The organism is Rhizobium sp. BK312, assembly GCF_014193605.1.
Lineage (GTDB): Bacteria > Pseudomonadota > Alphaproteobacteria > Rhizobiales > Rhizobiaceae > Rhizobium.
This window is the reverse complement of sequence record NZ_JACHZP010000002.1, coordinates 158,783-183,698: the sequence shown is the minus strand read 5'-3', so window position 1 is coordinate 183,698 and position 24,916 is coordinate 158,783. Positions and strand designations below refer to the sequence as shown.

Genomic DNA, 24,916 nt, shown 5'->3' with positions numbered 1-24,916 from the left:
GGAGATAGAGCGGTTCAGGGATTCCGCGAAAAGCTGAACCGTTCTAAGTATTTCCCGACACGGTTTGGAACCTTTCTGGTCTCGCCAACCCAAGGGGACGCGCAATTTTCTGCAAGCTCTGCAGATGGGATCTACCAAATGATGGATACGGCTTAGGCGTTGCGCCTGATACGGCCGGCACCGGTGTCGTCGACGGTAATGAAGGGCGCCGAAACCAGTCCGGCGTCCACAACAGTGGGCTTCGATACCTCTCACGTATGGACATCTCGGTTAGAAGCGGGAGCCCGTCGCACATGCGAAAGCTCCTTTCTAAAGCCTAATCGCGATGTTCGGGCATTGCCTTCAGCTGGTCCTTTGTCCAGGAAGTCACCCCATGGACCTCGCCGCTTTCGTCGCGCATGAAATCGAGATCGGTCACTCGAACGGACACCGGCTTTGCGCCGATACCAAGGAAACCGCCAACATCGATCACGACGCTGCTGCTGATGCCGGCTCCATGCACGTGGTCAACCGTGCCAACCTTGTCGTCATCAGTACCATAGATCGATGCGCCTTCCAGATTAGCCTGTGTGAGCTCCTCTTCGGTCAGTCGTATGTGGTTGCTATGATCCATGAGTTTATTCCTCCTTTAGCTTCGGGTGTAGCGTCGATTAGCGATGTGATTGGCCTTGCATTCCCGTGTGTCCGTCTACCTGGATTGATTGCCACTGGGGCTTGGCCTTTCCTTTTCCGTTCATCAAAAGAACGAACGGCCCTGCGAAAGCTTTGTTCCGGAGGGCGCGGTTCGGAAGTCAGTCCCTATGACCGACGTCTGCCAGCGTGTCGGCCACCCCCCCTGGAAACACTTGGCGTCTGCCATTTAATCGGGGTCTTGCTCACTTTGCGTGGTTAAGAGATCACTAGTAGTGACGCCGCTATGGCTGGCATGCGACCAAAATCGAAATGGTCGCCCGGTCCGGGCATCAAGATGCAGAGCGTGGTATTCGGCGAGGAAGGCTGTTGGCTGCGTCTGCTTGCGGACCATCCTAGGGCATATGCCCGGATTGCCGATATTGCGCCCGGGCGAAGCCGATTGCGCCAAGGCGTTTCAGGCGCTTGCTCATGCGACACTAGGTGCCTGCGCCGCTCCTTTTCCCAACGGCGGATGTATCGAGCTGTCCTTAGCTCTCGAATGATTGTGGCGACCATGCATGAAGGATAATCCAAAACGTTTTGACTTGACTACCAAAACGTTTTGGAGAATCCTCTGTGCCATTCGGGAGGACGATCTTGGCAAATCTCAAGCAACTCGCGCAGTCGCTCGGACTGTCGATCACAACGGTTTCCCGTGCACTCGACGGTTACGACGACGTCTCTGCAGCAACCCGGAAGCGTGTGAGAGAGGCTGCAGACATAGTCGGCTATCGCCCCAACGCATCGGCGCGCAGGCTGAGAAAGCAACGTGCCGAACTGGTTGCCATCACGCTGCCGAGCGACCCCGGCCATATCGGTCCGCCGCATTTCCTCGACATGCTCTCCAGCTGTGCTGAGCATCTTGCGAGTGCCGGCCTCAATCTGGTTATCGCGCCTGTGCCACGCGGTGAAAGCGAACTCGACATCTGCCGTCGTTTCGTTGATGGCCGCCGCGTCGATGCCATGCTTCTCGTGCGCACCAGGCGGCAGGACGAACGCGTCGAATTTCTCCAGTCGCGCGGCATCCCCTTCGTCACCAATGGACGCACCGAAAGCCTCGTGCCGCATCCCTATATCGACGGCGACGGTTTTGCCGGGTTCCACGCGGCAACGGCCCGTTTTCAGGCCGCCGGCCACCGCCGCATCGGCCATATTGCCGGGCCGCAGGACTATTACTTCGCGCATGTGCGCTGCACGGGGTGGAAGGCCGCGATGGACGAGGCAGGTCTGGATGCCGATCTCTGCGCCGAAGGCGCGCCCACCGAACAGGGCGGTTATCTCGCCGCACTGGAATTGCTCCGGCAGCCTTCGCGTCCCACCGCGCTCGTCTGCTCCACGGACGAAATGGCGATCGGAGCGCTCAGAGCGCTACGCGAGATCGACGGCGGCGAAGCGATCAGCATTGTCGGTCACGACGACCTGCCGACGGGCGCTTTCACCAGCCCTTCCCTCTCGACCATGCGCATGACCGGCGAAAACCTCGGCGCGAGCTTCGCCTCGCTGCTGTTGCGGGCAATCGCCGGCGAGCCTGCGGAGGAACTGCAGGAGCTTCACGCGATCGAATTCATCGATCGCGACAGCCATCGCCGTCCGATGAAGGCGGCATGATCCGACACAGTGCATCACAGATAAAAACAATGAAGGAGGAGAGAATATGAAACGCATCACGTCATTCGGAATTCTGGCTTCCACTGTGCTGGCCTTTGCTTCGCCGGTGCTTGCCCAGACGGTTTTCGTATCCACCCAGCTTCGCCCGATCGAAGAGGCGACCGTCGTGCGGCAGGACCTGCTGAAGGATGCCGGCAAGGTGGATTATGTGGTCGAAGAACCGCCGCAGTTCGCCGTACGCATGGAAGCAGAGGCCAAGACCGGTAAGCACACCGTCAGCCTGGTCGGCGCGCTGCACGGTGAGCTTTCGCCACTTGCCGACAAGGATCAGCTCGAACCGCTTGATAACCTCGCTAAGAAGCTCGCCGGCGGCGGCATGCCGCAATCGCTCCTCGATCTCGGCAAGCTCGGCAAATCCACCCAGCAATACATTCCGTGGATGCAGGCAACCTATGTCATGGCCGCTAAGAAGGAAGCCCTGCAATACCTGCCGAAGGGCGCCGATATCAACGCCATCACCTACGATCAGCTGATCGAGTGGGGCAAGAACATGCAGCAGGCGACGGGCCAGCCGCAGATCGGCTTCCCGGCCGGTCCCAAGGGCCTGATGGCACGTTACTTCCAGGGTTATTTCTACCCGTCCTTCACCGGCGGCGTAGTGCGCACCTTCAAGAACGCCGATGCCGCGGCAGGCTGGGAGAAACTCAAAGCCCTCTGGGCCTATGTAAATCCCAACTCGACCAATTACGACTTCATGCAGGAGCCGCTGGCCGCGGGTGAAGTCATGGTCGCCTGGGACCATGTCGCCCGACTGAAGAATGCCATTTCCGCCTCGCCGGACGACTATGTCGTATTCCCGTCTCCGGCCGGCCCCAAGGGCCGCGGATACATGCCCGTTCTCGCGGGCCTTTCGATCCCGAAGGGTGCCCCGGATGTGGCGGGCGCGATGAAGATCATCGAGACACTGACGACCCAGAAGATCCAGCTGCTCACCGCGTCCAAGGTCGGCTTCTTCCCGACGCTGAACGTCCAGCTGCCGCCGGATCTCGACAAGGGCGTCGCACTTCTCGCCGATGCCGTCACCAAGACCCAGGCGGCCAAGGATGCCGTGATCTCGCTTCTTCCAGTCGGCCTCGGCGACAAAGGCGGCGAGTTCAACAAGGTCTATATGGACAGCTTCCAGCTGATCGTGCTGCAAAACCAGCCCGTCGGCGACGTGCTGGCCAAGCAGGGCGCCGTCATGGCCAAGCTGATGACCGATACCAAGGCTCCCTGCTGGGCACCGGATGCCAAGAGTGACGGCGCCTGCCCGGTTCAATAATCCTCCCTGGAGTGCCTGGGCGCGAATGCCCGGACATTCTTTCTGCAACCCTGCTTTTCGAGGCGGGAGTCCATGACCCAAAACCGACCCTGGATCCCCTATCTGCTGATCCTACCATCCGTCGTTTTCCTCGGCCTGCTTTTCATCGTGCCGCTGGTGCAGACGATCTGGCTGGCGGTCTCGGATGATGGCGCACCGTCGCTTGCAAACATGCAGCGCATGGTGTCGGACATCAATTTCATGCAATCGGTGCGCAACACTTTCCTGCTGACGATCGTGGTCGTACCGGTCCAGATCGCCATCGCGCTCGCCATGGGCACGATGGTCGCCAAGATCGGTCGCGGGCGGGAGACGATTCTGTGGATTTGGACGATCCCGCTCGGCATTTCGGATCTCGCCGCCGGCCTCGTCTGGCTGTCGATCCTTCAGAATACCGGTTATTTCAACTCGCTGCTCTTCAGCATCGGCGTGATCAGCCGCCAGGCGAGTTGGCTCTCCTACCAGACGCCGGTTGCGCTTTTCATCGCCATCGCGGTGGCGGAGATCTGGCGCGGCACGGCGATCGTCATGGTCATCATCGTCGCCGGCCTCAACCAGGTGCCGAAGGAGTTCAAGGAAGCCGCCGAAATCTTCGGGGCCGGTCCCTGGACGCGCTTCTGGAAAATAACCCTGCCGTTGATCCGCCCGGCGCTGCAATCGGCCCTCATCCTGCGCACCGTGCTCGCCTTCGAGGTCTTCGCAGTCGTATATGCGCTGGGCGGCCGTAATTTTCCGGTTCTCGTGGGCGAAGCCTACAACTGGCAGAACCAGAACCAGAATTACAGCGTCGCGGCCGCCTATGCGGTTCTGATCATGGTCATCTCGCTCGCCGCAACCCTCGTCTATCTCAAGGCCTTCAAGGTCGATCCGGAGCGCCTGCCATGAACATGCAAGCCATAAGTTCCGAAGCAGCCGCCACCGCCAATCCCGCAAGCTTCGTATCATCACGCCGCTGGTTGCTCTGGAGCGGCATCGCCGCGCTTTGCGCCTGGGTTCTGGTGCCGATCTATCTCGTGGCGCTAGGCGCACTCGGCGGGCGACAGGGCGTCTACATCTGGCCGAAGACCGGCTTGCCGACTGGCATCTCGCTCGAACCCTTCATCCTCTTCCTGCAGACGGAAGGGGTCGTCCGCTCCTTCCTCAATTCGCTGGGCGCCGCAGGCATCACGGTAGCCCTCTCCATCCTGCTCGGGGCGCCCGCGGGCTATGCGCTCGCCCGCTACAATTTTCCGGGCAAGGACAGCTACCGGCTGCTGGTCCTGCTGACGCGCGCCTTCCCGTTGGCGATCCTGGCGCTGCCGCTCACCGTCTCCTTCATCCGGCTCGGCCTTTACGATACGATCGTCGGCGTCGGCCTGATCCATACGGTCCTGGCGCTCCCCTTCGCGGCTCTAGTGACCCAGGGCATTTTCCTCGGCGTCCCGAAAGAGCTGGAAGAAGCCGCATGGGTTTTCGGCTGCACCCGCATCCAGGCCTTTTTCAAGGTCGTTGCGCCGCTCGCCTTGCCGGGCATCGTCGCGACGGCCGTCTTTGCGTTCGTCATCTCGTGGAACGAAGTCTTCGCCGCCTCGGTGCTGACGGTGCGCAACCGCACGCTGACGGCCTATCTGCTGACGGTGCTTTCCGAAAGCCCGATGCATTATCGCTTCGCCGGCGGCCTGATGCTCATCCTTCCCTCGGTTGTCTTCATCTTCGCGGTCAGGCGCTACCTTTTCGCGATCTGGGGCATCTCCTCCAAATAACGGGACCAATTCCATGGCCAATATTGTCATCGACCGTGTCCGCAAGAGTTTCGGGGCATTCCAGGCCCTGAAAGAGGTCTCGCTGACGATCAACGACGGTGAATTCGTCTCGCTTCTCGGCCCATCCGGCTGCGGGAAGACCACGCTCCTGCGCATCATCGCCGGTCTCGAAACCGCATCCGGCGGCGATGTCCGCATCGGCGACAAGTCGGTCCTCGGGCTCGCTCCCAAAGATCGCGGGCTCGCGATGGTCTTCCAAAACTACGCGGTCTTCCCGCATATGACGGTCTACGAAAATGTTGCTTTCGGGCTGCGTATGCAAAAGGCAGACGACGCGCGCATCAAGGCGCAGGTCGAAAAGGCCGCCGGCCTGCTGCATATCGAACAGTATCTCGACCGTTATCCGAACAAGCTTTCGGGCGGCCAGCGCCAGCGCGTCGCCGTTGCCCGTGCGCTTGCCGTCGAGCCCAAGCTACTCCTCATGGACGAACCGCTCTCCAACCTCGATGCGCTGCTTCGCCTCGAAATGCGCACCGAACTCAAGACGGTGCTGCAATCAGCCGGCACGACGACAATCTACGTCACGCATGACCAGACGGAGGCGATGGGCCTTTCCGACCGCATCGCCGTCATGCACGGAGGGATCGTCGAGCAGGTCGGCTCGCCGGTCGATGTCTACAATCATCCCGCAACGCGCTTCGTCGGCGGGTTCATCGGCAATCCGCCGATGAACTTCATCAAGGTACCCGTCCTGAACGGCCAGGTCTCCGCCGGTATCGAGCAACTGAATGCACCGCAGGGAGCCGGCAAGGAGATCATCCTCGGCCTGCGCGGCGAGGCGGTAGAGCTTGCGGGCCTGCCCGAGGGCCTCGAAATGAAAGTGCGGGTCGCCGAACCGATGGGCTCGCACCTGCTCCTGACCGGCTCGATCCACGATCAGCCCGTCCGCGTCATTCTGCCTGCCTCCGAAACCGTTGGGAGCGGCGATACGATCGGCCTGAAGCTCGATCGCAAGCGCATCACCTGGCTTTCGCCCGAAAGCGGCAAATCCTTTCCGGCCGTGATGGCCTAGGGGCGTCCCTCCCCGATACCGGAGTACCGACATGAACCTGCATATCGATCAAGCCAAGCGTATTCTCGTCGCCAACGACCGCGGCGGCTATACGGTTCCGACGGACCGGCTCTATCCCTTCCAATGGAACTGGGATTCCGCCTTTGTCGCCATGGGCTTCGTGCTCTACGATACGGACCGCGCCTATCGCGAACTGGAGCGGCTGATCGAGGGCCAGTGGACGGACGGAATGATCCCGCATATCGTCTTCCACCAGCCGAGTGATACCTATTTTCCAGGCCCGAGCGTCTGGCGCACTCGCCATACGATCCCCACCTCCGGCATTACCCAGCCGCCCGTTTTCGCCATCGCGCTCCGCAAGCTGCACGAAGCCACCGGCGACAAGACCCGCACCCTGCCGCTCTATGAGGCGGCCCTGAAATGGCATCGCTGGTGGTATGCGGCTCGCGACCCTGAGGGGACCGGCCTCGTTGCCCTGCTTCATCCCTGGGAAAGCGGCAGCGACAATTCTCCCGCATGGGACCTCGCGCTCGCGCGCGTTCCCACCACTACCGACACGCCGGTCGTGCGCAAGGATACCGGCCATGTGAACGCTTTGATGCGCCCCCGCAACGAGGACTATCAGCGCTTCATCCACCTGGTTGATACCTATGCCGCCTGCGACTGGGAGCCGGCCAGACAGTGGGCGAAGGCCCCCTTCAAGGTCGCCGAGATCCAGACCACCGCGATCCTGCTCAAGGCCGGCGAAGACCTCGAAGCGCTCGCCCACGAATTCGGCCGCATGGAAGACGCGTCCGAAATCGCCGCGCTCAATGAAAAAACTCGTAACGCGATCCTCGCCCAGTGGCGACCCAATCTGTCACGTTTCGTATCCCGCGATCTCGTTTCGGGCTGGGATATCGAGGCTCCGACACAGGCGGGCTTCATCCCGCTTCTGTCGCTCGATCTCGACCAGGCGGTCGTCGGCGCTCTCGTCGATGAAATGAAGGCATGGTCCAAGGGGATGAAAGTCGCCTTCCCGACGGTAAAGCCCGGCGTCGCCAGCTGGGAGCCGAAACGCTACTGGCGCGGCCCGGCCTGGGCGATCATCAACTGGCTGCTGATCGACGGCCTGAAGCGCAACGGCCGGGTCGACGATGCCGAGAAGCTTCGCAAGTCGACCATCACGGCGATCGAGGCGGAGGGTTTTGCCGAATATTTCGACCCGGTCACCGGGGAGGGCTGCGGCGGCCTTGGCTTCTCCTGGACGGCTGCAGCTTATATGTGGCTCGTCGCATCATAAATTTAGGTGCCGGTCGCGCTACGCATAAATCTTAGATTGTGCAAGCAAATCAAGGCAGTAGAAGAAGAGACACTCGCCGGAAAGCTGAAATCAAGCTACCCCTACCAAGCCCGGCGAGGCGCGCAAGCGGGCTATGTCGCGCGCCGGCGGTTCTCCAAAGTGGCGCCGATATTCGCGAGTGAACTGCGACGGGCTTTCGTAACCCACGCGGAAGGCGGCGGTCGTGGCGTCGATGTCATCGACCAGCATCAGGCTGCGCGCGTCCTGAAGCCTTAGCTGCTTCTAGAATTGCAATGGCGTCATCGCCGTCACGGCGCGAAAATGCTCGTGCAGGCTCGACGGACTCATGCCGACTTCCGCAGCAAGCTGCTCGATGCTGAACCGTTCCCGGAAGTTCTGCCCGATCCATGCAATGGCGCGGCCGACTTGGGCCACCCGTCCCTGGCTGGAGGTGATCTGGCGCATCCTCGCACCGTCCGGGCCGGCGAGCAGGCGATAGAGAATTTCCTGCTCAGTAAGCGGTCCGAGTATCGGCAACGCTGCCGGATCGTCGAGCAGCAGTAGCAGGCGCAGCACCGAATCGAGCAGACTAGCGCCGGCGTCGGACACCGTCTTGCCTATGGGCCGAGAGGGCACCCCCGGCGACGGCGGCACGTGCAACGCCAATTGTCCCAACATGACCGGATCGAAATCGAGGTACAGGCATAGATAGGGCTTATCAGGCGTCGCCTCGACCACCTGGCCCGTGACCGGCAGGTCGTAAGTCACGACCCTGTATCGGCCCGGTGCATATCTGAACACGCGGTCGCCCAGCGTAACCTCCTTTTGCCCTTGTGCGACAAGGCATAGTTGCGGCCGGTATACGTTCGGCATCGGCATCGTCACCGTGGAGGATCGAGCAAGCGTCACACGTTCGAGTGCGGTGGCGTGGAAGCCATCCTTCGAGACGTACCGGGCAATTATCGCAGAGATTTCGGTCAGTATTTCCATGAAGCGGACCATCGCACGCGTGCGGGAGGGCAGCAAGGCGGATCGGCGCGGCTTCTGGAGGATTGGGCAGTAAATGCGGCGCATCGGGCTAACGGTTCGGCGTCGCCACCCATCATAGTGTCTGCAGCGCCTGAGTCACAGCGAACCTGGCTGCAGAACAAGTATGGAGCAAACATGACAATCGATAATCTGAGGACCGCCATGGTCGCACTGGGCACCTGGGCCTGGGGCGACAGCGGCGAGGCTGGCGACGGCTACTTCGGCAGCCGCCTCACTCAGGCCAGCCTCGAAGAGGTCGCGGAAAAGGCGCATGCGGCCGGCTTTACGCTGTGGGATACCGCCATGGTATACGGCATGGGCCGTTCAGAGACCACGCTCGGGAAGATACTGGAGCGCTACGCTCGCAGCGACTACCAGCTCTCCACGAAGTTCACCCCGCAAGCGGCAGGGACCAGTGATGATCCGGTGGCGGACATGCTGGAACAAAGCCTGGCGCGCCTCGGCACCGACTACATCGACCTCTACTGGATTCACAATCCAGCCGATGTGGCGCGGTGGACCCCGCACCTGATACCGTTGCTGAAGAGTGGAAAGGTCAAACATGTCGGTGTTTCGAATCACAACCTGAGCGAAATCGAGCTCGCCAACCGGATCCTCGGGGAAGCCGGATTCCGGGTTGAAGCCATCCAGAACCACTACAGTCTTCTTTACCGCAGCTCCGAGCAAGCTGGCATTCTGGATTACTGCCGCAACCGAGGTATTCCGTTCTTCGCCTACATGGTGCTTGAGCAGGGCGCCCTGACCGGCAAGTACAGTCCGGAGAACCTGCTGCCTAAAGGAAGCAGACGGGCGGAGGCTTACAATGGCATGCTGTGCTGCCTCAGCTGAAGGCGCTGACGGATAAGCTCGCTTCGATCGGAGAGAAGCAGGGTGCGGCAGCGCCCGATGTCGCGACGGCATGGGCCATCGCCAAGGGCACGACGCCGATCATCGGCGTCACCAAGCCCCATCATGTCGATGGTCTGATCCGAGCCGGCAGCATCACCCTTACCGACGCCGACATTGCGGAGCTGGAGGCTCTCGCTGACGCCACTGACGTGAGCACCCGCGGCTGGTGGGAAAAAGAGATGTAAGCCTGCAGCGCCGCTGTCCGAAGATTTTGGAGCCGCTCGAAGGCGCTCTTCGCTCGCACTGAAGAGGTCTTGGTGCGAGCGGCCTACATAGGCCGCAGCAATCGATGGCAGCAAGATCTATTCAGCTGCCACCACATGCCTGCTCTTCAGCACTGCGATCGAAAGGAGAAGCACGATGGCCGAGCAGATGGCGATGACGACCACCATCGGTCTCGCCGTACCGTCCATAAACATACCGCCGATGCCAACCACCAGCGCCGATGTCATGAACTGAACCGTCCCCATCATCGCCGAGGCCGTGCCAGCGATGCGGCCATGGTGTTCAAGCGCCAGCACCGCCGCATTCGGCACGATCATTCCAAGGAAAGCGTAGCCCGCAAACAGGAAGGCCGCCATAATGTCGAGGCGGTCGACGCCACCGGCCATCACGACAGCCAGCGCCAACATCGTCAGCGCATAACCGGAAACCGCACCGCGGATCACCTTGCGCAGACCGATCCGGCGGGCAAGCCAGCCGTTCATCTGCGACATGCCGATGAAGCCAACGGCATTCACCGAAAACACCATGCTGTAAAAGCTCGGAGAGAGCCCATAATGGCCGATGAGTACGAAGGAGGAGTTGGCGACATAGATCATGTAGCTCGACATGCCGAAGGAGGCCATCAGCACCAGACCGAGATAGTACGGGTCCTTAAGGAGTGTTCCATAGGCCTTCAATGCCCCGCCGAGGCTGCTTTCACTGCGAGCCGCAACCGGCCGGGTTTCCTCGAGGAAAAAGCGGCCCGCGACGAAGCCGACAACGCCGGCGAAGACCATGACCCAAAAGATCAGTCGCCAGTTTCCGAACATTGTCACGATGCTGCCCGCGAGCGGCGCCAGAATGGGTGAGATACTGAAGACCAGCATAAGCCGCGACATCAGTTGCGCGGCGGCCGCCCCCGTATGCAGGTCGCGCACGATGGCGCGGGCAATCACGACGCCGGCACAGGCGCCTGTGCCCTGAATGAAACGGAAGGCGACCAGCCAGCCAATATCGGTGGAGAGCGCGCAGCCGATCGCGCCGATGATATAGAGCACCAGACCGACATACAGAGGCCGCTTGCGGCCAAACATATCCGACAATGGACCATAGACAATCTGCGACACGGCCATGGCGGCGAAGAAGGAGATCAGGCTTGCCTGGACTGCATGGGTGTCAGCGCGAAGATCCAGGCTGATCGTCGGCAACGCAGGTAAATACATGTCGAGGGCAAAGAGACCCACGGCTGAAAGAATGCCAAGGACGATGGCATGGTGGGAGCCGCCGGCCCCGAGGGATGAAACGGAATCCTTGCTCTGCACGGAAGAAACCTTTCCCGCACACCATTCCCCGGACGAAACAAAGTCTCATACAAAAAGCATGTGACGGGGATTGAGTGGGCGATTATAGATGGGACAGCGGAAAGACGGAGATGGTTCCAACGCATGGCCCGTCATTCCTGTAAAATATTTTGGACAGTATTGTCCAATTGGTCAAGTCCTATACGGTGGTGTCATGAAAACTTCGCCCGCAGCGGTTTCTTCTGAGACAGAGAGTCCGCCCGCCACCAGCAAACGGCAGGCAATCCTCAACGCGGCCGCAGACGTTTTTGCCGAGGACGGGTTTGCAGCGGCGAGCATCGATGCCATCGCAGCACGAGCCGGCGTGTCCCGTCAGACGGTGTACAATCAACTCGGCGACAAGGATAATCTGTTCAAGGTTGTGGTTGCGGAGATCACCGAGAAGTCGAGCGCCGACTTCTTTCGGGTGTTGGACACATTTCCCGTGGCGCCTATCGATCTGGAAACGGAGCTGACGGAGTTCTCAGCGCGGCTCCTGCGCAAGGCTGTCTGCGATCCGAATGGCCGCTGGCTACGCAAGCTCGTCGAGACCGAGGGCGGCAGATTTCCCGAATTGTTCGAGACCTGGAAGGAATACGGGCCGGGCAAGAAATACCCCGCCATCGCGGCCCGCCTGGCGCAGCTCGCGCTCGCTGGTCATCTCGACATAGAGGATCCGGCACTTGCCGCGCGCCAGTATATGGCGCTGCTCGCAACAGATCTGCGGATCAACCAACAGATCGGCCGTCAAACTCCAGAGGAAGAAGTCGACCGTATGGCAAGAGAGGCAACGAAGACCTTTTTGCGCGCATTCGCCAAGCGCCAAGCACCGGGTGTCGGCTCCGCTCCTGTGACTACCGCCGAGTAGTTTTCGAAGGCTCTTGAAGGGAATAGACCAGCGACGCTGTTGTTGCAAAAGCCGTCCGCTCGAGTTTCCTCAATATCGGCGCATTGATACCGCCGACGGTTAACATGGTAGCGTCGGCTTTTGGGAAAGAGCCATTGCGGGCTTTTCGGCCGAATGGGGACGCATTGCTGCCCTCGGATACCGATCTAATTTAAGTCATTCCCTTCTTGCCATCATCGCCAGACCGACTTGTCAGGATGGCGCTTGTAATAAGGTGGACAAGATGGTCCGCCCGTGGCGCGAATGAGGGTTGGTCGGCCGCCCAGCCGAGAGCCGTTATCAGAGCGAACAGGTCGTCCCCATTCATATCGACGCGCGCTGTCCCCTCGCCCTGAGCACGGAGCAATAGTCGCGCCCCTGCCGAGTGCACCGCTGCGCACGAAGCATAAAGAGCGGAGTCGGGGTTCGTGTGGGCGGCCGCCATCATGGCGACAACGCCCCTAGAGCTTTGGGTGAATTCCACCAATTTTCGAAACCAGGAGAGAAGCGCTTCGTCGGCCGAAGTTGACCGTTCGAGTTCGGCTGCCCTCTGCGTCAGTGCGTCCAGATGAGTACACAGCAGCGCTTCGAACAACGCCTCTCGCGTCGGGAAATGACGGAGCAGCGTGGCCAACCCGACGCCGGCCCGGCGGGCAATGTCACGCATCGACGCGTCCACACCATGCTCGGCGACAACGTCACGCGCGACGGTGAGAATTTGGCTGCGATTTTTTTCTGCGTCGGCTCGCATGGACTACCTTGTTAAATGGATCGGCGATCCATATATGTGGATCGCCGATCCGGTTATGAAGCGGATCGATGATCCACTGAGGTAGCGTCCGTCTGCGCAGATGGCAACAGGCGCTCTCCGACGCGACAAAGGAAAAGTCATGGGAAAGCTTGAGGGTAAGACCGCCGTGATCACTGGCGGCGCCACCGGTATCGGCCTTGCCGCCGCAAAGCGCTTTATCGAAGAGGGTGCCTTCGTCTTCATTTATGGCCGTCGGCAGCAAGCACTCGATGCGGCTGTGGCCGAGCTTGGGCCTAACGCCCGCGCAGTGAAGGGCTCGGTTTCCGATGAAGCCGATCTCGACCGGCTCTATGCGGCGGTGAAGGCCGAGCGCGGAACCCTCGACATCGTGTTCGCCAATGCTGGAACAGGAAGCCCGCTTCCTCTCGGCCAGATCACCGCCGCGCATATCGACGAAACCTTTGACACCAATGTGAAGGGCACGATCTTCACGGTCCAGAAGGCGCTACCGCTGATGAGCGACGGCGGTTCGATCATCCTGACCGGATCGAGCGCCGGCACCACGGGCGCCCCCGCATTCAGCGCCTACAGCGCGAGCAAGGCAGCGGTGCGCAATCTCGCGCGGACCTGGGCCGAGGACCTGAAGGGCACCGGTATCCGCGTAAACGTGCTGTCGCCCGGCGCGACGGCGACCGAACTTGCGAAGGAAGCGCTTGGGGAGGAGGGCCAGAAGGCCTACGGCGCGATCACGCCACTCCAGCGCATGGCCGATCCGGCTGAGATCGGAGCGGTGGCTGCCTTTCTCGCTTCCTCGGACAGCAGCTTCATGACCGCTAGCGAGGTCGCCGCCGACGGCGGCCTGGCGCAAATCTGACCCCGGCGCGGTTCCGTGCCTATCTCACACACAACGAAGGACAAAAGATTATGAATGCACTCGAAGGTAAAATCGCAGTCATCACGGGCGGAAGCAGCGGGATCGGCTTGGCCACAGCCAAGCGTTTCGTGGAGGAAGGTGCGCAGGTCGTGATTATCGGGCGACGCGAGAAAGCCTTACAAGAGGCCGCCGCCTTTATCGGGAAAAACGTGACGACGGTCGTGGGCGACGTCTCGCGCTTGGAAGATCTGGACCGGCTCTACGCCATCGTGAAGGAGAAACATGGTCACATCAACATTCTCTTCGCAAACGCGGGCGCAGGCACGGTCGCACCACTCGCGGCAGCTACTGAGGCTCATTTTGACCAGACCTTCGATGTGAACGTGAAGGGGCTGTTTTTTACCGTACAAAAGGCCCTTCCTCTCTTCAAGGACGGCGGATCGATTATCCTGAACTCTTCGGTCTCGAACGTGATGGGGCTGCCAGCGTTCAGCGCCTACGCAGCAAGTAAGGCGGCTGTTCGCAGCTTCTCGCGGTCCTGGACCCTAGAGCTGAAGGATCGCAATATCCGCGTCAATACGATGAGCCCTGGCGCGATCGAGACTCCCGCCTTGGCGACAACGACCGGCCTCACCGCAGAGCAAGCCGAGGAGGCAGTCGCCCAGTTTGCGTCTCAGATCCCAATGGGTCGCAGGGGCAAGCCAGAGGAAATCGCAGCCGCCCTCACCTTCCTCGCCTCAGATGAAAGCTCCTACATCACCGGTATAGATCTCGCCGTCGATGGCGGTTGGGCGCAGGTCTGAGCCAACGTCAACACAGGATAGGAAAAGCATTATGAGCTATGCAATCATCGGCTTCGGCAATATCGGCCGAGCGCTGGCCAAGGCCTTTGCCCGCAAGGGCATCGAAGTATCTGTTGCAACCACGCGGGACCCGGAGAGCTTTGCAGCTGATGCGGCCGCGATCGGGCCTAAGGTCATTGCAAAAACATTAGCGGAAGCCGTCAAGGCGGACATCATCTTCTTGGCAGTCCGCTTCGAACAGCACCCGGAGGTCGCGAAGGCGCTCCTCACCTGGCAGGGGAAGACGATCGTCGATGTGACCAATGCCTACGGCGTGTCCCCTGAGCAACTGGGAGGACAGCCTTCTTCCAAGGTCGTCGGGCAGGCTTTCTCTGGCGCAAGGTTGGTCAAGGGCTTCAACCATCTGGCTGCCGCCGTTCTTGACCAGGATCCGGCGGTCCATGGCGGCAGGAGGGTCGTGTTCCTGGCGAGCGACGACGTCGCTGCGGCAGACGAGATTGGTGCGCTTGCGGAAAGGCTCGGTTTCGCGCCCATCCAACTTGGCAGACTTTCGGAGGGTGGATTGCTTGTACATGCGCGCGGAAAGAGCTGGGGGCACTTGATCTTTAAGGACTTAGTCAAGTTCGAGTGATGCGGCCGCGAGACGCCGAATTGGCTTAACGAAAATGGCCCGCACAAAGTGTCCGGGCCAATCTTCGCTTGATGAGCCGTGGTAGAATTGCGGCATCCGTCTTCACATCAGACCAATCAGAACTCCGACCACTCTTGCTGGAGATGTTTAAGTGCAGCATTGCCCTGCGTAGCGGGAGCGGGGCGCGCAGCAAGCCGGCCTGTTGTCGGGGCGGAGGCAGGCCGGGCCACGGGCCTCGCCTGCGGCTCCATGCGCTCGGCTTCGCCTGTGCGGAATGCGCTCAGAAGCTCGCCAAGACGCTTGCTCTCTTCGGCCAAACCTGCGCCGGCCGCATTCATCTCTTCGACCATGGCGGCATTCTGCTGTGTCGCCTGGTCCATATGATTGACGGCACTGTTGATCTCGGAAAGACCCATGGACTGCTCCTGAGCGGCGGTTGCAATCGCATCCATGTGCTGATTGATCTGCAGGACCAGGTCGGCGATAGCTGAGAGACCCTCGCCGGTGTCGTTGACGAGCTTCACGCCTTCGCTGACTGCGACTTCGGAGTTGCCGATCAGGGCCTTGATCTCTTTGGCGGCATTGGCCGAACGCTGGGCCAGCTCGCGGACCTCCTGGGCGACAACGGCAAAGCCTTTACCGGCTTCGCCCGCACGCGCCGCCTCGACGCCGGCGTTAAGCGCAAGCAGGTTGGTCTGGAAGGCGATCTCGTCGATCACGCTGATGATCTGGCTGATCTGCTTGGACGAATGCTCAATTCTTCCCATGGCGCTGACGGCATTGCCGACGACCTGGCTGGAGTTTTCTGCCCGTGATCGGGCACCACGTACCAGGTCACGTGCATCGCCAGCTCGTTTGGAGGTCGACTGAACATTGGCTGTTACCTCTTCGAGCGCTGCTGCTGTCTCTTCCAGCGAGGCGGCCTGCTGCTCCGTTCGCTTGGAGAGATTGTCGGAAGCCTGCGAGATCTCGTAGCTACCGCTGTTTACCAGCGACGCGGCCTGGCCGACCTGGGACATGGCAGCGCGCAGCTGGCTGACCGATGAATTGAAGTCGTGACGCAGAGCTTCGAACTGCGCAGCCAGCGGCGTTTCGATCTCACAGCGCAGGTTGCCGGATGCCAAATGACGAAGTCCCGTCGCAAGCGAACCCGTTGCCTGCAGCAGCCTCTCTTCTGCCTCTGCCTCGACACGGCGCTGGACTTCGACGCGTTCATTCTCCGATGTAATGCGTGCCTCGGCAGCTTCCGCTTCCAGCGCCTTGTTGCGCAAGGCTGCCTGTTGGAAAATCTGCACGGAACGCGCCATGGCGCCGATCTCGTCGCGCCGTTCGACGCCACCGATTGAGACCGAGAGGTTGCCTTGGGCGAGTTCGGTCATGGAATGAGTTAGCACCCCGACGGGCTTGGTGACGCGATAGATGATGACGCAGATGCCCGTAATGCTCAGGGCGACGGCAACAAGGAAAGTGAGCCCGTAGGCGATGAAACTGACGAATGCATCACTCTGGCTGGCGGCTGCATTGGCGACCATGCCATCTGCTGCTGCCGCGGCGGTGTTCGTGATCGTCAGAAGGGCGGCATTGCCGACCGGACGCCAGTCGTCGAGAGACATGGCTTTCTTCTCACCGGCTGCGAACTTCGCAAGCAATGCATTGTGTTTTGCTGCAAAATCACCGCTGAAAAAGGTCGTACTGCTGATCTTATAAGCGTCTTTGACGACCTGTGGTGTCGACGGATGATTGACCAGAGTGCCGATCTGCCCCCAGGTGAAGTTCGCGGCGTAATCGAATTGTTGGATCTTGCTGACGTCCTCAGGCTTCATCGCCTCTCCAGAGGCGAGTGTGTTGACGTACAACAAGTTTGCAGCACCGGCCGTTGCGCGCGTGTACCATGTCAGCGCACGGATCTGAATAAGGGCCGTCATTGAAGGATCGCTCGCGCGAATCCGGTTTTCAATGGCGGTCGAACCTGTCTCCAACGCGGTCAAGAACTGCTGACCGAGGTCCAGCGTCGTGGCCTGCAATGTCGGGTCACGATCAGCAAGCTTCTTAGAGACTTCGTTGTCGAGCTTTGAGCGGAATGCGACCACGCGATCATAGGCGTTCATGACATCGGCAATCGGAGCTTTGAGCGTCGGGTCGTCGATGTTTGCAAAGACCGATTTTGCATCAGCCATATATTTGTCGACGATGCCCCTGTCCGTTTTCAGCAAGGTAAGCGTTGCATCTTGCGCGCCAAGCTCAAGTTTGGCGAGCGACGACCCGTCACCTCGCTCGTTGCGAAAATTCGCGAGTGTTTGGAAGAGTGCGCGGTCTAGCATGGTGAACTTCGAGACGTCGGCATACTTGCCTGCATCGCGATAGGCATCAAGCGTCGAAGATCCCGTTAGCACGCATAGGGCAATGCTGAGAAAAAGGAAAATCCCAAGAAGTATATTGCGAAGAGAAAAAATCATAATTGCTCACCTACGTTCGGGGTGCTGTAACGCTAACCCGCTTCGCCAAAACACGTACTTCTGGAGCTCTTGAGGTGAAATTTTCTAAAAGAAAAGCAGTCCGTGAGCCATCGAGGCGCCGCCCGATCACAGGCGCATCATGCCCTGCCCAATCAAAGGAATAATTAGCCCAGCTTTGTTGAAACAGGATTAATGCCCCTAAAAATATATGGGATGTTTCGCACCACCCAGTCCGGCGGCGAGAATGAATCGTGAAACGCTTCAAGCCAAAGCGACATTTGCAACGCTTCGGCTCCATGCAGGACCGCGCTACGACGTCACCTCAAGCCGGTATCGCGAACTGCGTACTGCGGCCACGGGCCTGCCGGACGCAAATCGCTGAGGCGCGAACCGCGTAGTCTATCGGGAAGAGCTTTGGGCTGAACTTACTTGGCGAATAGACATATGTCTGTCGCCCGGATCCGGGGAAGAAATCATGGTCTGCGCTTCCTCCGGACCGAGGGACCAGAAATTTCCGCGCCACATACGAGCGCGAACGCGCCGTCTTCGCTTAAGACGTTTCACCCGATCTACAATCGCAGCCGCGCTGCAAGCCACGAGCCAGAAATCAGAACCAGTTCAACGACAGGCAGATGGTGCAGGCAATCGTAAGCCACACAACAATAATCGCTGCAAGCAGAACGAATTCGACCCTCATATTTCCATGAGGGTCCTTAAATTCCAGAACAATGTCCCCTGTATCAGCGGAGCTTGCTTTTTTCGCGGACCGGCTCACCCTGGCTGGTATTCTTCCAAGCAAACTAGACCTCTTGAAGGTTCCAAGTGCCAAGCCGGCATCGGTTAAATGTATTGATCGGTAATTTCTGCAGGACGCGAACCTGCTAGCAGTGACCATGCGTGTCACTGACAAGCCCGCCCAGATGTGCATTTGAGAGCGCCGCTCTTTCGGTCTTCAAGACGGAAAGAAGAGCATCTTGTGCCTCCTTTATCAGGAACACGGCCTGCGGTGTATCGAGCCCGCTGGCGATCTGACCGGCATACTGCATCATTTTGACAAGCGCCAAGATCTCGCAATGACGCTCATGACCTTCAAAATCAATCACTCTTAAAGCCCCCAACAAAATTTCCTGAGGCGAGATTGGCATATTTCAAGTGGTGAGGTGCGTTGCAAAGGCGTTGCACACGCAAAGCCTGCATTAGAGAATCGGCTACATGCGGCAAAATTGTGGGAAGAGTTCGCGCCACAGCGGAGTTGCATTGAAGGACCAGCCCGCCTTAGGTGCCGATGATGGTATCTCCACTATTGCGCGCATCAGCTCTATCGCATCCTGGCGCTTCTGGTCACTCCACGCAGTTGCGACGAGAGCCCTAACCTGCCCTGTGTCCATATTGCTGGTTTCGGCAACACGCCTCCAGGTCCGGTCCTTGAAAAATACACGACGGGCTGCTTGGGAGAGCTGTAGAGCGACTTCTCCACCGATAACGCCTTGGTCAATTGCGGCTTCGATCGTCGCATCAACATTGACCAGCGGGACTGACAAGGCCGGATAACCCAGTTCCGCCGGGCCATGAAGGAGGGCGACATCCGCATCATCCACCCGGCGTCCAGAAGCGTAGTCATCGAAGATCCTGCCAACGCCGACCATGCCGTAAGCCTGGCACTCCACTGCGCGGAGCGCTCCCATACTGGCTGCCCCGAACACCGGGACACCTCTGGATAAGGCAAAGAGCAACTCCTTATGCCAGACCGGCGCGACAAACTCGAACTGGCCGTCGACAAGGCCGATGGCCGTCGCCCCATCCTCAAGGGCTCTGACGACGTCGCCCTGACGCGCCGGGGACCGTATAATCATCGTGTCGTCTGCGAAAGCGTCGGCATCGGGCAGGCTCGGGCCTACAAAGATCACTTTCATAAGAGGCTCGCCGAGAATGCGCGACTGCCAAAACGAGTTCGGCGGTTCCCATCCGGATGTTCGAGTTGTGGCGCGAAAACCTTTGCGACCGATGCCGGCAGCCATTCAGGTGCGAGCTCGATTGCATAAAGCTGGTCGATCCCGCGCTCCGACAGAGCCTCGACAAGATGGTCGAGCGCATCCTGCGCAGGCCCGATAGGCATCGATGGCAGTTCATCGAGGTTCGTCGTATATCGCGCCCGGAACGACAGCAGGAGGGCTGGATCAGCGCGGCGTGAGAACAACTCCGGGACAAGATCATCTCTGGCACCGGCGATGAAGGTCATCCGCGACTGCACGGCCTCGGAAATTGCCCGGGCTGCGGCCACATAGGGGGACAAGGATGCGCCTGCCCCCATGGTCAAGTCGACATATCTGAGCGAACCGTCATCGCCTTTCGGCCGTAGCAACGCGACGACGGCGGCAACGGCCAAATCGCTCGTCACATCGAAAAGGGCGACATCGAAATCGGCGGAGAAAATCTTCTCCAGCATCTCGCGAATATCGTTGTCTTCGATGCTTTGTGGATCTATCCGGCGCGCATATCGATACTCTGGCTCGTCGACGTTCCAAAGGACGCAAGCATCCCGCTCTATCCGCTCCAACAGCCCGTGCAGGACTGCCTCATGCCAGGTATTCCCCGACGCCAATCCGTCCGATGATACCCAAAAGCGTGGGCTGACATGCGTCCTGTCAAGATGAACGGCCTCGAAAGGTACGAATATCGAGACGTTCTTTGCCAGATCGTGGGCTTGAGACCATCTGATCTGTTCACCGGCTTCTACCGGTTGCGCGCCGATCGCCAGCAGATCCTCCAGGCAATCCGTGGCATGGTCGCTTGCGGCAAGATCATCCTGGCTTGCCATCAATGCTGAACAGAAAGGTTGGGTCGCGACCGATCGCTCGACCGCTTCCATCACGGCAGATGTCTTCGCGGAGACGTCGTCCAGACCTTTTCCCTGAGCGATGACGATCGCCCTGGAATTCGGGGCGTAGGCACACCAAACGGGAATGCCTATGCGATCGAGTTCGGTCTGGCGGCCGACACGGGTTATGCCAAGCCGCTCCAGATAGGGCGAAACCCTCGACAAGGTTTCCCCAGGGGGGCATGCTCTAAAATTGTTCGACACGGATGAACGAGCGCCTAGCCCTCATAAAGGCCTGAGGCCGCGGAGCTTGCCGACCTTAACGCCACAGCGAAATCGACATCTTTCTCCACTCTAACCCCTTTGGCCCGCCAGGACGCCGCCTTCGCCAGATCACCCGACAGCCGCCGCGTGTATCGGACGACAGTCCCCTTTTCGAGGTCAACCAGCCAAAGCCCCTCTTGGCCCTTGATTCCAAGCAACACTGCGCCTGCCATAATATCTTCCTTTCAAAACCCGGCCTTCAGCAGGCCTTCCCTGTAATGCTCAGTCTGCCACTTTTCCTTGTTTGGAATCATGGACAGCCATGCCTCAAGATCGAAATTCGGATTATCGCGTAAGGCGCGCAGCCGATATGTCTTGGCCTTGGCAGCATCGCCAAGCATTGCCCAGCTTGCCGCCGCAAGCCTGCTTGCCGGCCCTGGCTCTCTCATCCTGTCAAGATAAGCCAATGCTTCGGTATACTCCCCAAGGAAATAGCTGGCTCCCGCTGCGGTCCAGTAATAATAGTCCGGAGCAAGCGGATTGAGATCGAGAGCCATTGCGACCTTTGCCAATGCCGCTTTCGGATTGGCGCCATGGGTAAGACTGTCGGCATGACTACAAATGACGTCCGCGTAGTGGGGGCTAAGATCCTCGGCATTCGACAAGGCCTCCAGGCTACCGTCGATATTTCCGCGATAAAGCCGAGCAACCCCAATTTCCTTGAAACCTCCGGCAAACCGACTGTCATCGCGGATCGCATCCGCCGCCATTTTTTCCGCCTGACTCAACAGATCGCTGTCGCCCCGGGCCGTCAAAACCCATTCCATGGTCAAGGTTCGGGCGATGCCCGCAAGGGCCGCCGCGAAACCGCGCTCGTGCTCAAGAGCTTCCCTGAAGTGCTTGCGCGCACGGCGGACATTCTGAAGGCCCAGCCGGGACAGGCATTGCACGCCCTCAAGATAAGCAAAATAGGCCTGAGGCTTGCAGCTGAAATCGGAAACTATGTGGTGGAAGGCGCCCACACGCTCGATGATGGAGTGCTGGATCGCAGTGGCGATCTCGTTGCGATGCTCCGTTATGGCCGCGCTATCCAATTGAACGCGCGTTGCCCAAACAATCTCGTCGCGCGGCATGAAAATCAGCTGCGCAAAAAGACTGTCGCCAGTCCTCTTCGTATCGAGCGCGTAGACCACGTTATGTTGCCTGAGAAGCCCCGCCTTGTCGTTGGAAGACCGAATCTGCTCAGCCGTGTAGGGAGCGACCACGGAGACGCTTCGATCGACGCAAAGGCTGATCGTGAGGTCTTCGATGACCGCATTGGCAACCGAGCCGGCTCGCTCTGCTGCCTCCAGCGTCTCGGGAGGAAGCAGGGCGATACGGGGCACCCTACCGTCGGCGGAGAGCGGAATCGTGTCTTCAGCCGGGTGGCTTGAAGTCGGATCTTTCGTTTCGCCGATCACCTGAATGTAAGAGGTGATTTTCTCGCCAAGCGCTATCCTGACCTCATCATCGGAGTGATCCCTATCCAACAGAAGCATGGCTGCACGCTTCAATTCACCGCGATATTGAGGCGACGAGGGTGCATTCAGCGCCTTGAAGAATTCGGTTCGCAGCTCTCCCGCGAGCCGTGCGCGCACGTCGCGTACCCAGACGGCCACAGCTGTAAAGCCGCTGCCGTAAATGGGTAGAAAATTCTTGGCAACCGCATCGCTAAGGGCGCTAAGCTTGGCAACGCCGGACGTATTTTCGATGGCATCCAGATCGCAGCGGAGCGCGTCGAAATTCAAAGCGATGTTCGCAGCGACGCCGCTGATCAGCGGCTTGGGGGATTTGGACGTCGCAGTCGCCAAACGCAGCAGGGTCGATCTCAAGTTGACGCCGGCCGCTTGAACATTGCCGGACCAGAGAAATGCTGCCAACTCCTTGCGTGGTATCGATTGCCGGCAATCACGGAGATAGGCAAGCATGAGTAGCGCCTGTTTCGGCGCATTCACACGATCGCCCTTCTCATCGTAAAGGGCACAGCTTCCGAGGGTCGTTAAATGAAATGTCATTTTACCAGATCAGCGCTCACTACCAGATTCGCTTGATTGCACAAAGGCGAGGATCTTCGCCCGCAACCGCTTGTCCACGATCCCCGATAAGGCTGTTCGCAGAACGGCTTTATGATGCTTCGCAAATCGAAAACCAGCTAGCGCCTCCTTGGAGGGAAGCGCCTCGTCCGATTCGCTTTCGAAGAAAAACATGATTGGGACATCGAGAATTTCGGAAACATGCAGAAGGCGACTGGCGCTGATTTTCTCGAAGCCGCATTCGTATTTTTCGAGCTCTTGAGGCCCTATGCGAAGCTTCTCGGCCAATACATCCTGCGTAATTGACAATTCCTCGCGACGCAGCCGGATGCGCAATCCAAGCTCAACGTCGATTACATCCGGTTTTTTGTTCATAAAGAAACCATCAGGAGAAAAACTGCCTTCATGTTCGCAGGTTTCCCTCGAATTCACAATCTTCCAGCAAGGCACCCAAGATCAATTTTACACAACGCCAGGAGTTTCCAATCCGCTATATTATGCGGCTGCAAATTCGGAGAGCCGCCGCTGCATCGCGCGGACGACATTCTTCTCGACGAGAACGAGATATTTCTCCGGGAGCGCCCGTTTCCCAATGTCGTTTTGCATTTAACCGGGCTCATCCTCACTCTGTGCGATTCAGCGGCAGCATTCTCGTGGGTGATGGCAGGTTAATTCTGCGGAGAGTATTTTGGACAGATGCGCTTGGATCAGCTGGCCATGCCAGCAACGGCCTTCCAATGCGATATGGCGCTTAGGCGATGTAAATGGACGGCGATAGCTGAGCGTTTTGAGTGAGGCGGAACGAAGAGATTTCCGACCGCCGAGAAGACGGACACGAAACGCTGCAATCCGCCAATCGTCACGGCCACTTCGTCGAGATACCATACATCGCTGGCGCTCGGCGATTTCCGCGGGAAACGGCCGGCATAGTCCGGGCCGAACTTTCTCGCCCAGCATCAAACCATCTCGTAAGAAACGACGATGCCGCGCTCCAGCAGCCTCTCTTCCACCAGCCGCAGGCTCAGCGGAAATCGCGCGTATAGCCAGACTGCATGGCCAATCACAGCGGGCGGAAAACGATGACGCTTATAACTGACACTGGCTTGGATCATGGCTGCCGATTATCAGCCAAGGGCTTCAGCCACCTTTAACCTCGCATCACCGGGGAAGCAGCTTCAGCTTCCACCGGCAAGGCTATTGATAACTGAGGGGACTTCCTTGCAATTATCCGAAAGACTGCGACGCAAGTGCAAATACGATCGGAGAACCTGTGTTCGGGGCTCCATAGGAGGCCCTCTCAGAGGAAACCATAGTGGTCACGGTGTCAAAGACGGACATTCCGCTTTGCTGGATAAAACTGGCGAACAGTCCGGCACCAAAATGGGTGTCGAGGCGCAAAAAACTGCCGACATGCGCTACGACATGCGGATGAACGACAGCAATCGCGTCTTCCTCGCAATACGCGACGACAGGACCGACGACGTGACCGCGGCCAAACCGGCGCCGCATGGAATAAGCCATTAGCCTGCCACCATCATAAAGACCGTAGCAGATGGAGCTTTCAAACAATCGCTTGAGATGTTGATAGCGCAGCGTACCGAAAGCCGGCTCATCCAGAGCCGCAACCGCATCCAGATCGCTACGTTCGAGCCGCCTAAGATCAAGCCCCGGCCTGATATCGCCCGCCTGAGGTACGGATAGAATCTCCCCCTGACACTGAAAGACCGTCTGTTTCGGCATAAATCCAAAAGTTGCACACATCCGGCGTGCCGCTCTTGTCGCATTCAACCGTATCCGTTCATGGTGGCATTCCTCCAGCATCCGTTTAACCAGCCACTCCGCCGTACCGTTCGTCTGCAGGCGCGGTGCGGTGATCAGCATTCCGAATGTGGCGAAGCTCTCCTCGTGCGGGAACCACATGGTGGAACCGGAAACCCTGCCGATTTCGTCAAGCGCCACGAAGCCGCGGCCGACATCCCGCAGGTGCTGCCAGTCCTGCGATCGATGCGGCCACCCGACCGACATCGAGAGAGCCTGAAGCTGCGACAAAGAGACCTCTGAGATGTCGGCAAAGCGCAGTTCGAATGCATCGACATGCAGCTTTTCGGGTATTTTTTCCATTGGTGATCCAGACGCCATCCGA

General features: G+C 59.3%; 24 protein-coding genes and 2 pseudogenes. 12 read left to right on the top strand and 14 right to left on the bottom strand.

Annotated features, from left to right (window positions below; genetic code table 11):
* Window positions 1-316: 316 nt before the first annotated feature.
* The gene (locus FHT85_RS05545) at window positions 317-613 is read right to left on the bottom strand and encodes a PRC-barrel domain-containing protein (RefSeq protein WP_112336003.1); all 297 of its coding nucleotides are present in this window, start codon (window positions 611-613) and stop codon (window positions 317-319) included.
* 656 nt (window positions 614-1,269) lie between these two features.
* Here FHT85_RS05545 and FHT85_RS05540 point away from each other — a divergent pair.
* From FHT85_RS05540 to FHT85_RS05515, 6 genes are all read left to right on the top strand, one after another.
* A complete protein-coding gene (locus FHT85_RS05540; RefSeq protein ID WP_112336004.1) occupies window positions 1,270-2,280 on the top strand; it encodes a LacI family DNA-binding transcriptional regulator in 1,011 nt (336 codons plus the stop codon).
* A gap of 46 nt (window positions 2,281-2,326) precedes the next feature.
* A complete protein-coding gene (locus FHT85_RS05535; RefSeq protein WP_112410260.1) occupies window positions 2,327-3,601 on the top strand; it encodes an ABC transporter substrate-binding protein in 1,275 nt (424 codons plus the stop codon).
* Between the two features lie 72 nt (window positions 3,602-3,673).
* A complete protein-coding gene (locus tag FHT85_RS05530) occupies window positions 3,674-4,525 on the top strand; it encodes a carbohydrate ABC transporter permease (protein WP_112410259.1) in 852 nt (283 codons plus the stop codon).
* A complete protein-coding gene (locus FHT85_RS05525) occupies window positions 4,522-5,382 on the top strand; it encodes a carbohydrate ABC transporter permease (protein WP_405048029.1) in 861 nt (286 codons plus the stop codon). Before FHT85_RS05530 ends, FHT85_RS05525 begins: the two co-directional genes overlap by 4 nt.
* Before the next feature lie 13 nt (window positions 5,383-5,395).
* A complete protein-coding gene (locus tag FHT85_RS05520; protein WP_112410258.1) occupies window positions 5,396-6,454 on the top strand; it encodes an ABC transporter ATP-binding protein in 1,059 nt (352 codons plus the stop codon).
* Window positions 6,455-6,485: 31 nt separating this feature from the next.
* Complete coding sequence (locus FHT85_RS05515) at window positions 6,486-7,736, top strand: MGH1-like glycoside hydrolase domain-containing protein (RefSeq protein WP_112336008.1); 1,251 nt, start codon at window positions 6,486-6,488, stop codon at window positions 7,734-7,736.
* 90 nt (window positions 7,737-7,826) lie between these two features.
* Here the strand turns inward: FHT85_RS05515 and FHT85_RS30420 are convergent.
* A pseudogene (locus FHT85_RS30420) lies at window positions 7,827-8,003 on the bottom strand (helix-turn-helix domain-containing protein); the annotation flags it as partial.
* 15 nt (window positions 8,004-8,018) lie between these two features.
* A complete protein-coding gene (locus FHT85_RS05510; protein ID WP_246779891.1) occupies window positions 8,019-8,726 on the bottom strand; it encodes an AraC family transcriptional regulator in 708 nt (235 codons plus the stop codon).
* A 174-nt stretch (window positions 8,727-8,900) separates the two neighbouring features.
* On the opposite strand from FHT85_RS05510, the gene FHT85_RS05505 reads away from it, so the two are divergent.
* Together FHT85_RS05505 and FHT85_RS30790 are read left to right on the top strand one after the other, a co-directional pair.
* Window positions 8,901-9,614 (top strand): aldo/keto reductase, encoded by a 714-nt coding sequence (locus tag FHT85_RS05505; protein ID WP_281412920.1) that lies wholly within the window; start codon window positions 8,901-8,903, stop codon window positions 9,612-9,614.
* Window positions 9,599-9,859, top strand: coding sequence for an aldo/keto reductase (locus FHT85_RS30790; RefSeq protein ID WP_312861325.1), 261 nt, complete (start codon window positions 9,599-9,601; stop codon window positions 9,857-9,859). Before FHT85_RS05505 ends, FHT85_RS30790 begins: the two co-directional genes overlap by 16 nt.
* Before the next feature lie 117 nt (window positions 9,860-9,976).
* Here the strand turns inward: FHT85_RS30790 and FHT85_RS05500 are convergent, their stop codons facing one another.
* On the bottom strand, window positions 9,977-11,200 hold the full coding sequence (locus FHT85_RS05500; protein ID WP_112398844.1) for a multidrug effflux MFS transporter: 1,224 nt from the start codon (window positions 11,198-11,200) through the stop codon (window positions 9,977-9,979).
* A gap of 88 nt (window positions 11,201-11,288) precedes the next feature.
* Here FHT85_RS05500 and FHT85_RS05495 point away from each other — a divergent pair, with 88 nt between their 5' ends.
* Entirely contained in the window at window positions 11,289-12,086 is a 798-nt protein-coding gene (locus FHT85_RS05495; RefSeq protein ID WP_409527322.1) for a TetR/AcrR family transcriptional regulator, read from the top strand.
* A 190-nt stretch (window positions 12,087-12,276) separates the two neighbouring features.
* On the opposite strand, the gene FHT85_RS05490 is transcribed toward FHT85_RS05495, so the two are convergent.
* Window positions 12,277-12,855: a TetR/AcrR family transcriptional regulator gene (locus tag FHT85_RS05490; protein ID WP_112336012.1), complete on the bottom strand. Its 579-nt coding sequence runs from the start codon at window positions 12,853-12,855 to the stop codon at window positions 12,277-12,279.
* Window positions 12,856-12,994: 139 nt separating this feature from the next.
* On the opposite strand from FHT85_RS05490, the gene FHT85_RS05485 reads away from it, so the two are divergent.
* Genes FHT85_RS05485 through FHT85_RS05475 form a run of 3 tightly spaced genes read left to right on the top strand, consistent with a single transcriptional unit; the run spans window position 12,995 to window position 15,163 of the window.
* Complete coding sequence (locus tag FHT85_RS05485) at window positions 12,995-13,729, top strand: SDR family NAD(P)-dependent oxidoreductase (RefSeq protein ID WP_112410256.1); 735 nt, start codon at window positions 12,995-12,997, stop codon at window positions 13,727-13,729.
* A gap of 50 nt (window positions 13,730-13,779) precedes the next feature.
* Window positions 13,780-14,532 carry an SDR family NAD(P)-dependent oxidoreductase gene (locus FHT85_RS05480; RefSeq protein ID WP_112336014.1) on the top strand — a complete coding sequence of 251 codons (753 nt, stop codon included), beginning with the start codon at window positions 13,780-13,782 and terminating at the stop codon, window positions 14,530-14,532.
* The gene (locus FHT85_RS05475) at window positions 14,510-15,163 is read left to right on the top strand and encodes an NADPH-dependent F420 reductase (protein WP_112410255.1); all 654 of its coding nucleotides are present in this window, start codon (window positions 14,510-14,512) and stop codon (window positions 15,161-15,163) included. Before FHT85_RS05480 ends, FHT85_RS05475 begins: the two co-directional genes overlap by 23 nt.
* A 116-nt stretch (window positions 15,164-15,279) precedes the next feature.
* Here the strand turns inward: FHT85_RS05475 and FHT85_RS05470 are convergent, their stop codons facing one another.
* The 9 genes and pseudogenes from FHT85_RS05470 to FHT85_RS05435 form a co-directional block, all read right to left on the bottom strand.
* Complete coding sequence (locus tag FHT85_RS05470) at window positions 15,280-17,619, bottom strand: methyl-accepting chemotaxis protein (protein WP_112410254.1); 2,340 nt, start codon at window positions 17,617-17,619, stop codon at window positions 15,280-15,282.
* 881 nt (window positions 17,620-18,500) lie between these two features.
* The gene (locus FHT85_RS05465; protein WP_112336017.1) at window positions 18,501-18,722 is read right to left on the bottom strand and encodes a hypothetical protein; all 222 of its coding nucleotides are present in this window, start codon (window positions 18,720-18,722) and stop codon (window positions 18,501-18,503) included.
* Window positions 18,723-18,827: 105 nt separating this feature from the next.
* Window positions 18,828-19,532 carry a TfuA-like protein gene (locus FHT85_RS05460; protein ID WP_112410253.1) on the bottom strand — a complete coding sequence of 235 codons (705 nt, stop codon included), beginning with the start codon at window positions 19,530-19,532 and terminating at the stop codon, window positions 18,828-18,830.
* Window positions 19,529-20,701 carry a YcaO-like family protein gene (locus tag FHT85_RS05455; RefSeq protein ID WP_112410252.1) on the bottom strand — a complete coding sequence of 391 codons (1,173 nt, stop codon included), beginning with the start codon at window positions 20,699-20,701 and terminating at the stop codon, window positions 19,529-19,531. The genes FHT85_RS05460 and FHT85_RS05455 overlap by 4 nt, the downstream gene beginning before the upstream one ends.
* A gap of 14 nt (window positions 20,702-20,715) precedes the next feature.
* On the bottom strand, window positions 20,716-20,934 hold the full coding sequence (locus tag FHT85_RS05450) for a hypothetical protein (protein WP_112336020.1): 219 nt from the start codon (window positions 20,932-20,934) through the stop codon (window positions 20,716-20,718).
* Window positions 20,935-20,946: 12 nt separating this feature from the next.
* Window positions 20,947-22,755 (bottom strand): hypothetical protein, encoded by a 1,809-nt coding sequence (locus FHT85_RS05445; RefSeq protein ID WP_112410251.1) that lies wholly within the window; start codon window positions 22,753-22,755, stop codon window positions 20,947-20,949.
* 9 nt (window positions 22,756-22,764) lie between these two features.
* The gene (locus tag FHT85_RS05440) at window positions 22,765-23,205 is read right to left on the bottom strand and encodes a helix-turn-helix transcriptional regulator (RefSeq protein WP_310233984.1); all 441 of its coding nucleotides are present in this window, start codon (window positions 23,203-23,205) and stop codon (window positions 22,765-22,767) included.
* Window positions 23,206-23,480: 275 nt separating this feature from the next.
* Window positions 23,481-23,885: pseudogene (locus FHT85_RS30960) on the bottom strand (hypothetical protein).
* Between the two features lie 112 nt (window positions 23,886-23,997).
* Window positions 23,998-24,912 (bottom strand): GNAT family N-acetyltransferase, encoded by a 915-nt coding sequence (locus FHT85_RS05435; RefSeq protein ID WP_112410250.1) that lies wholly within the window; start codon window positions 24,910-24,912, stop codon window positions 23,998-24,000.
* Window positions 24,913-24,916 lie beyond the last annotated feature (4 nt).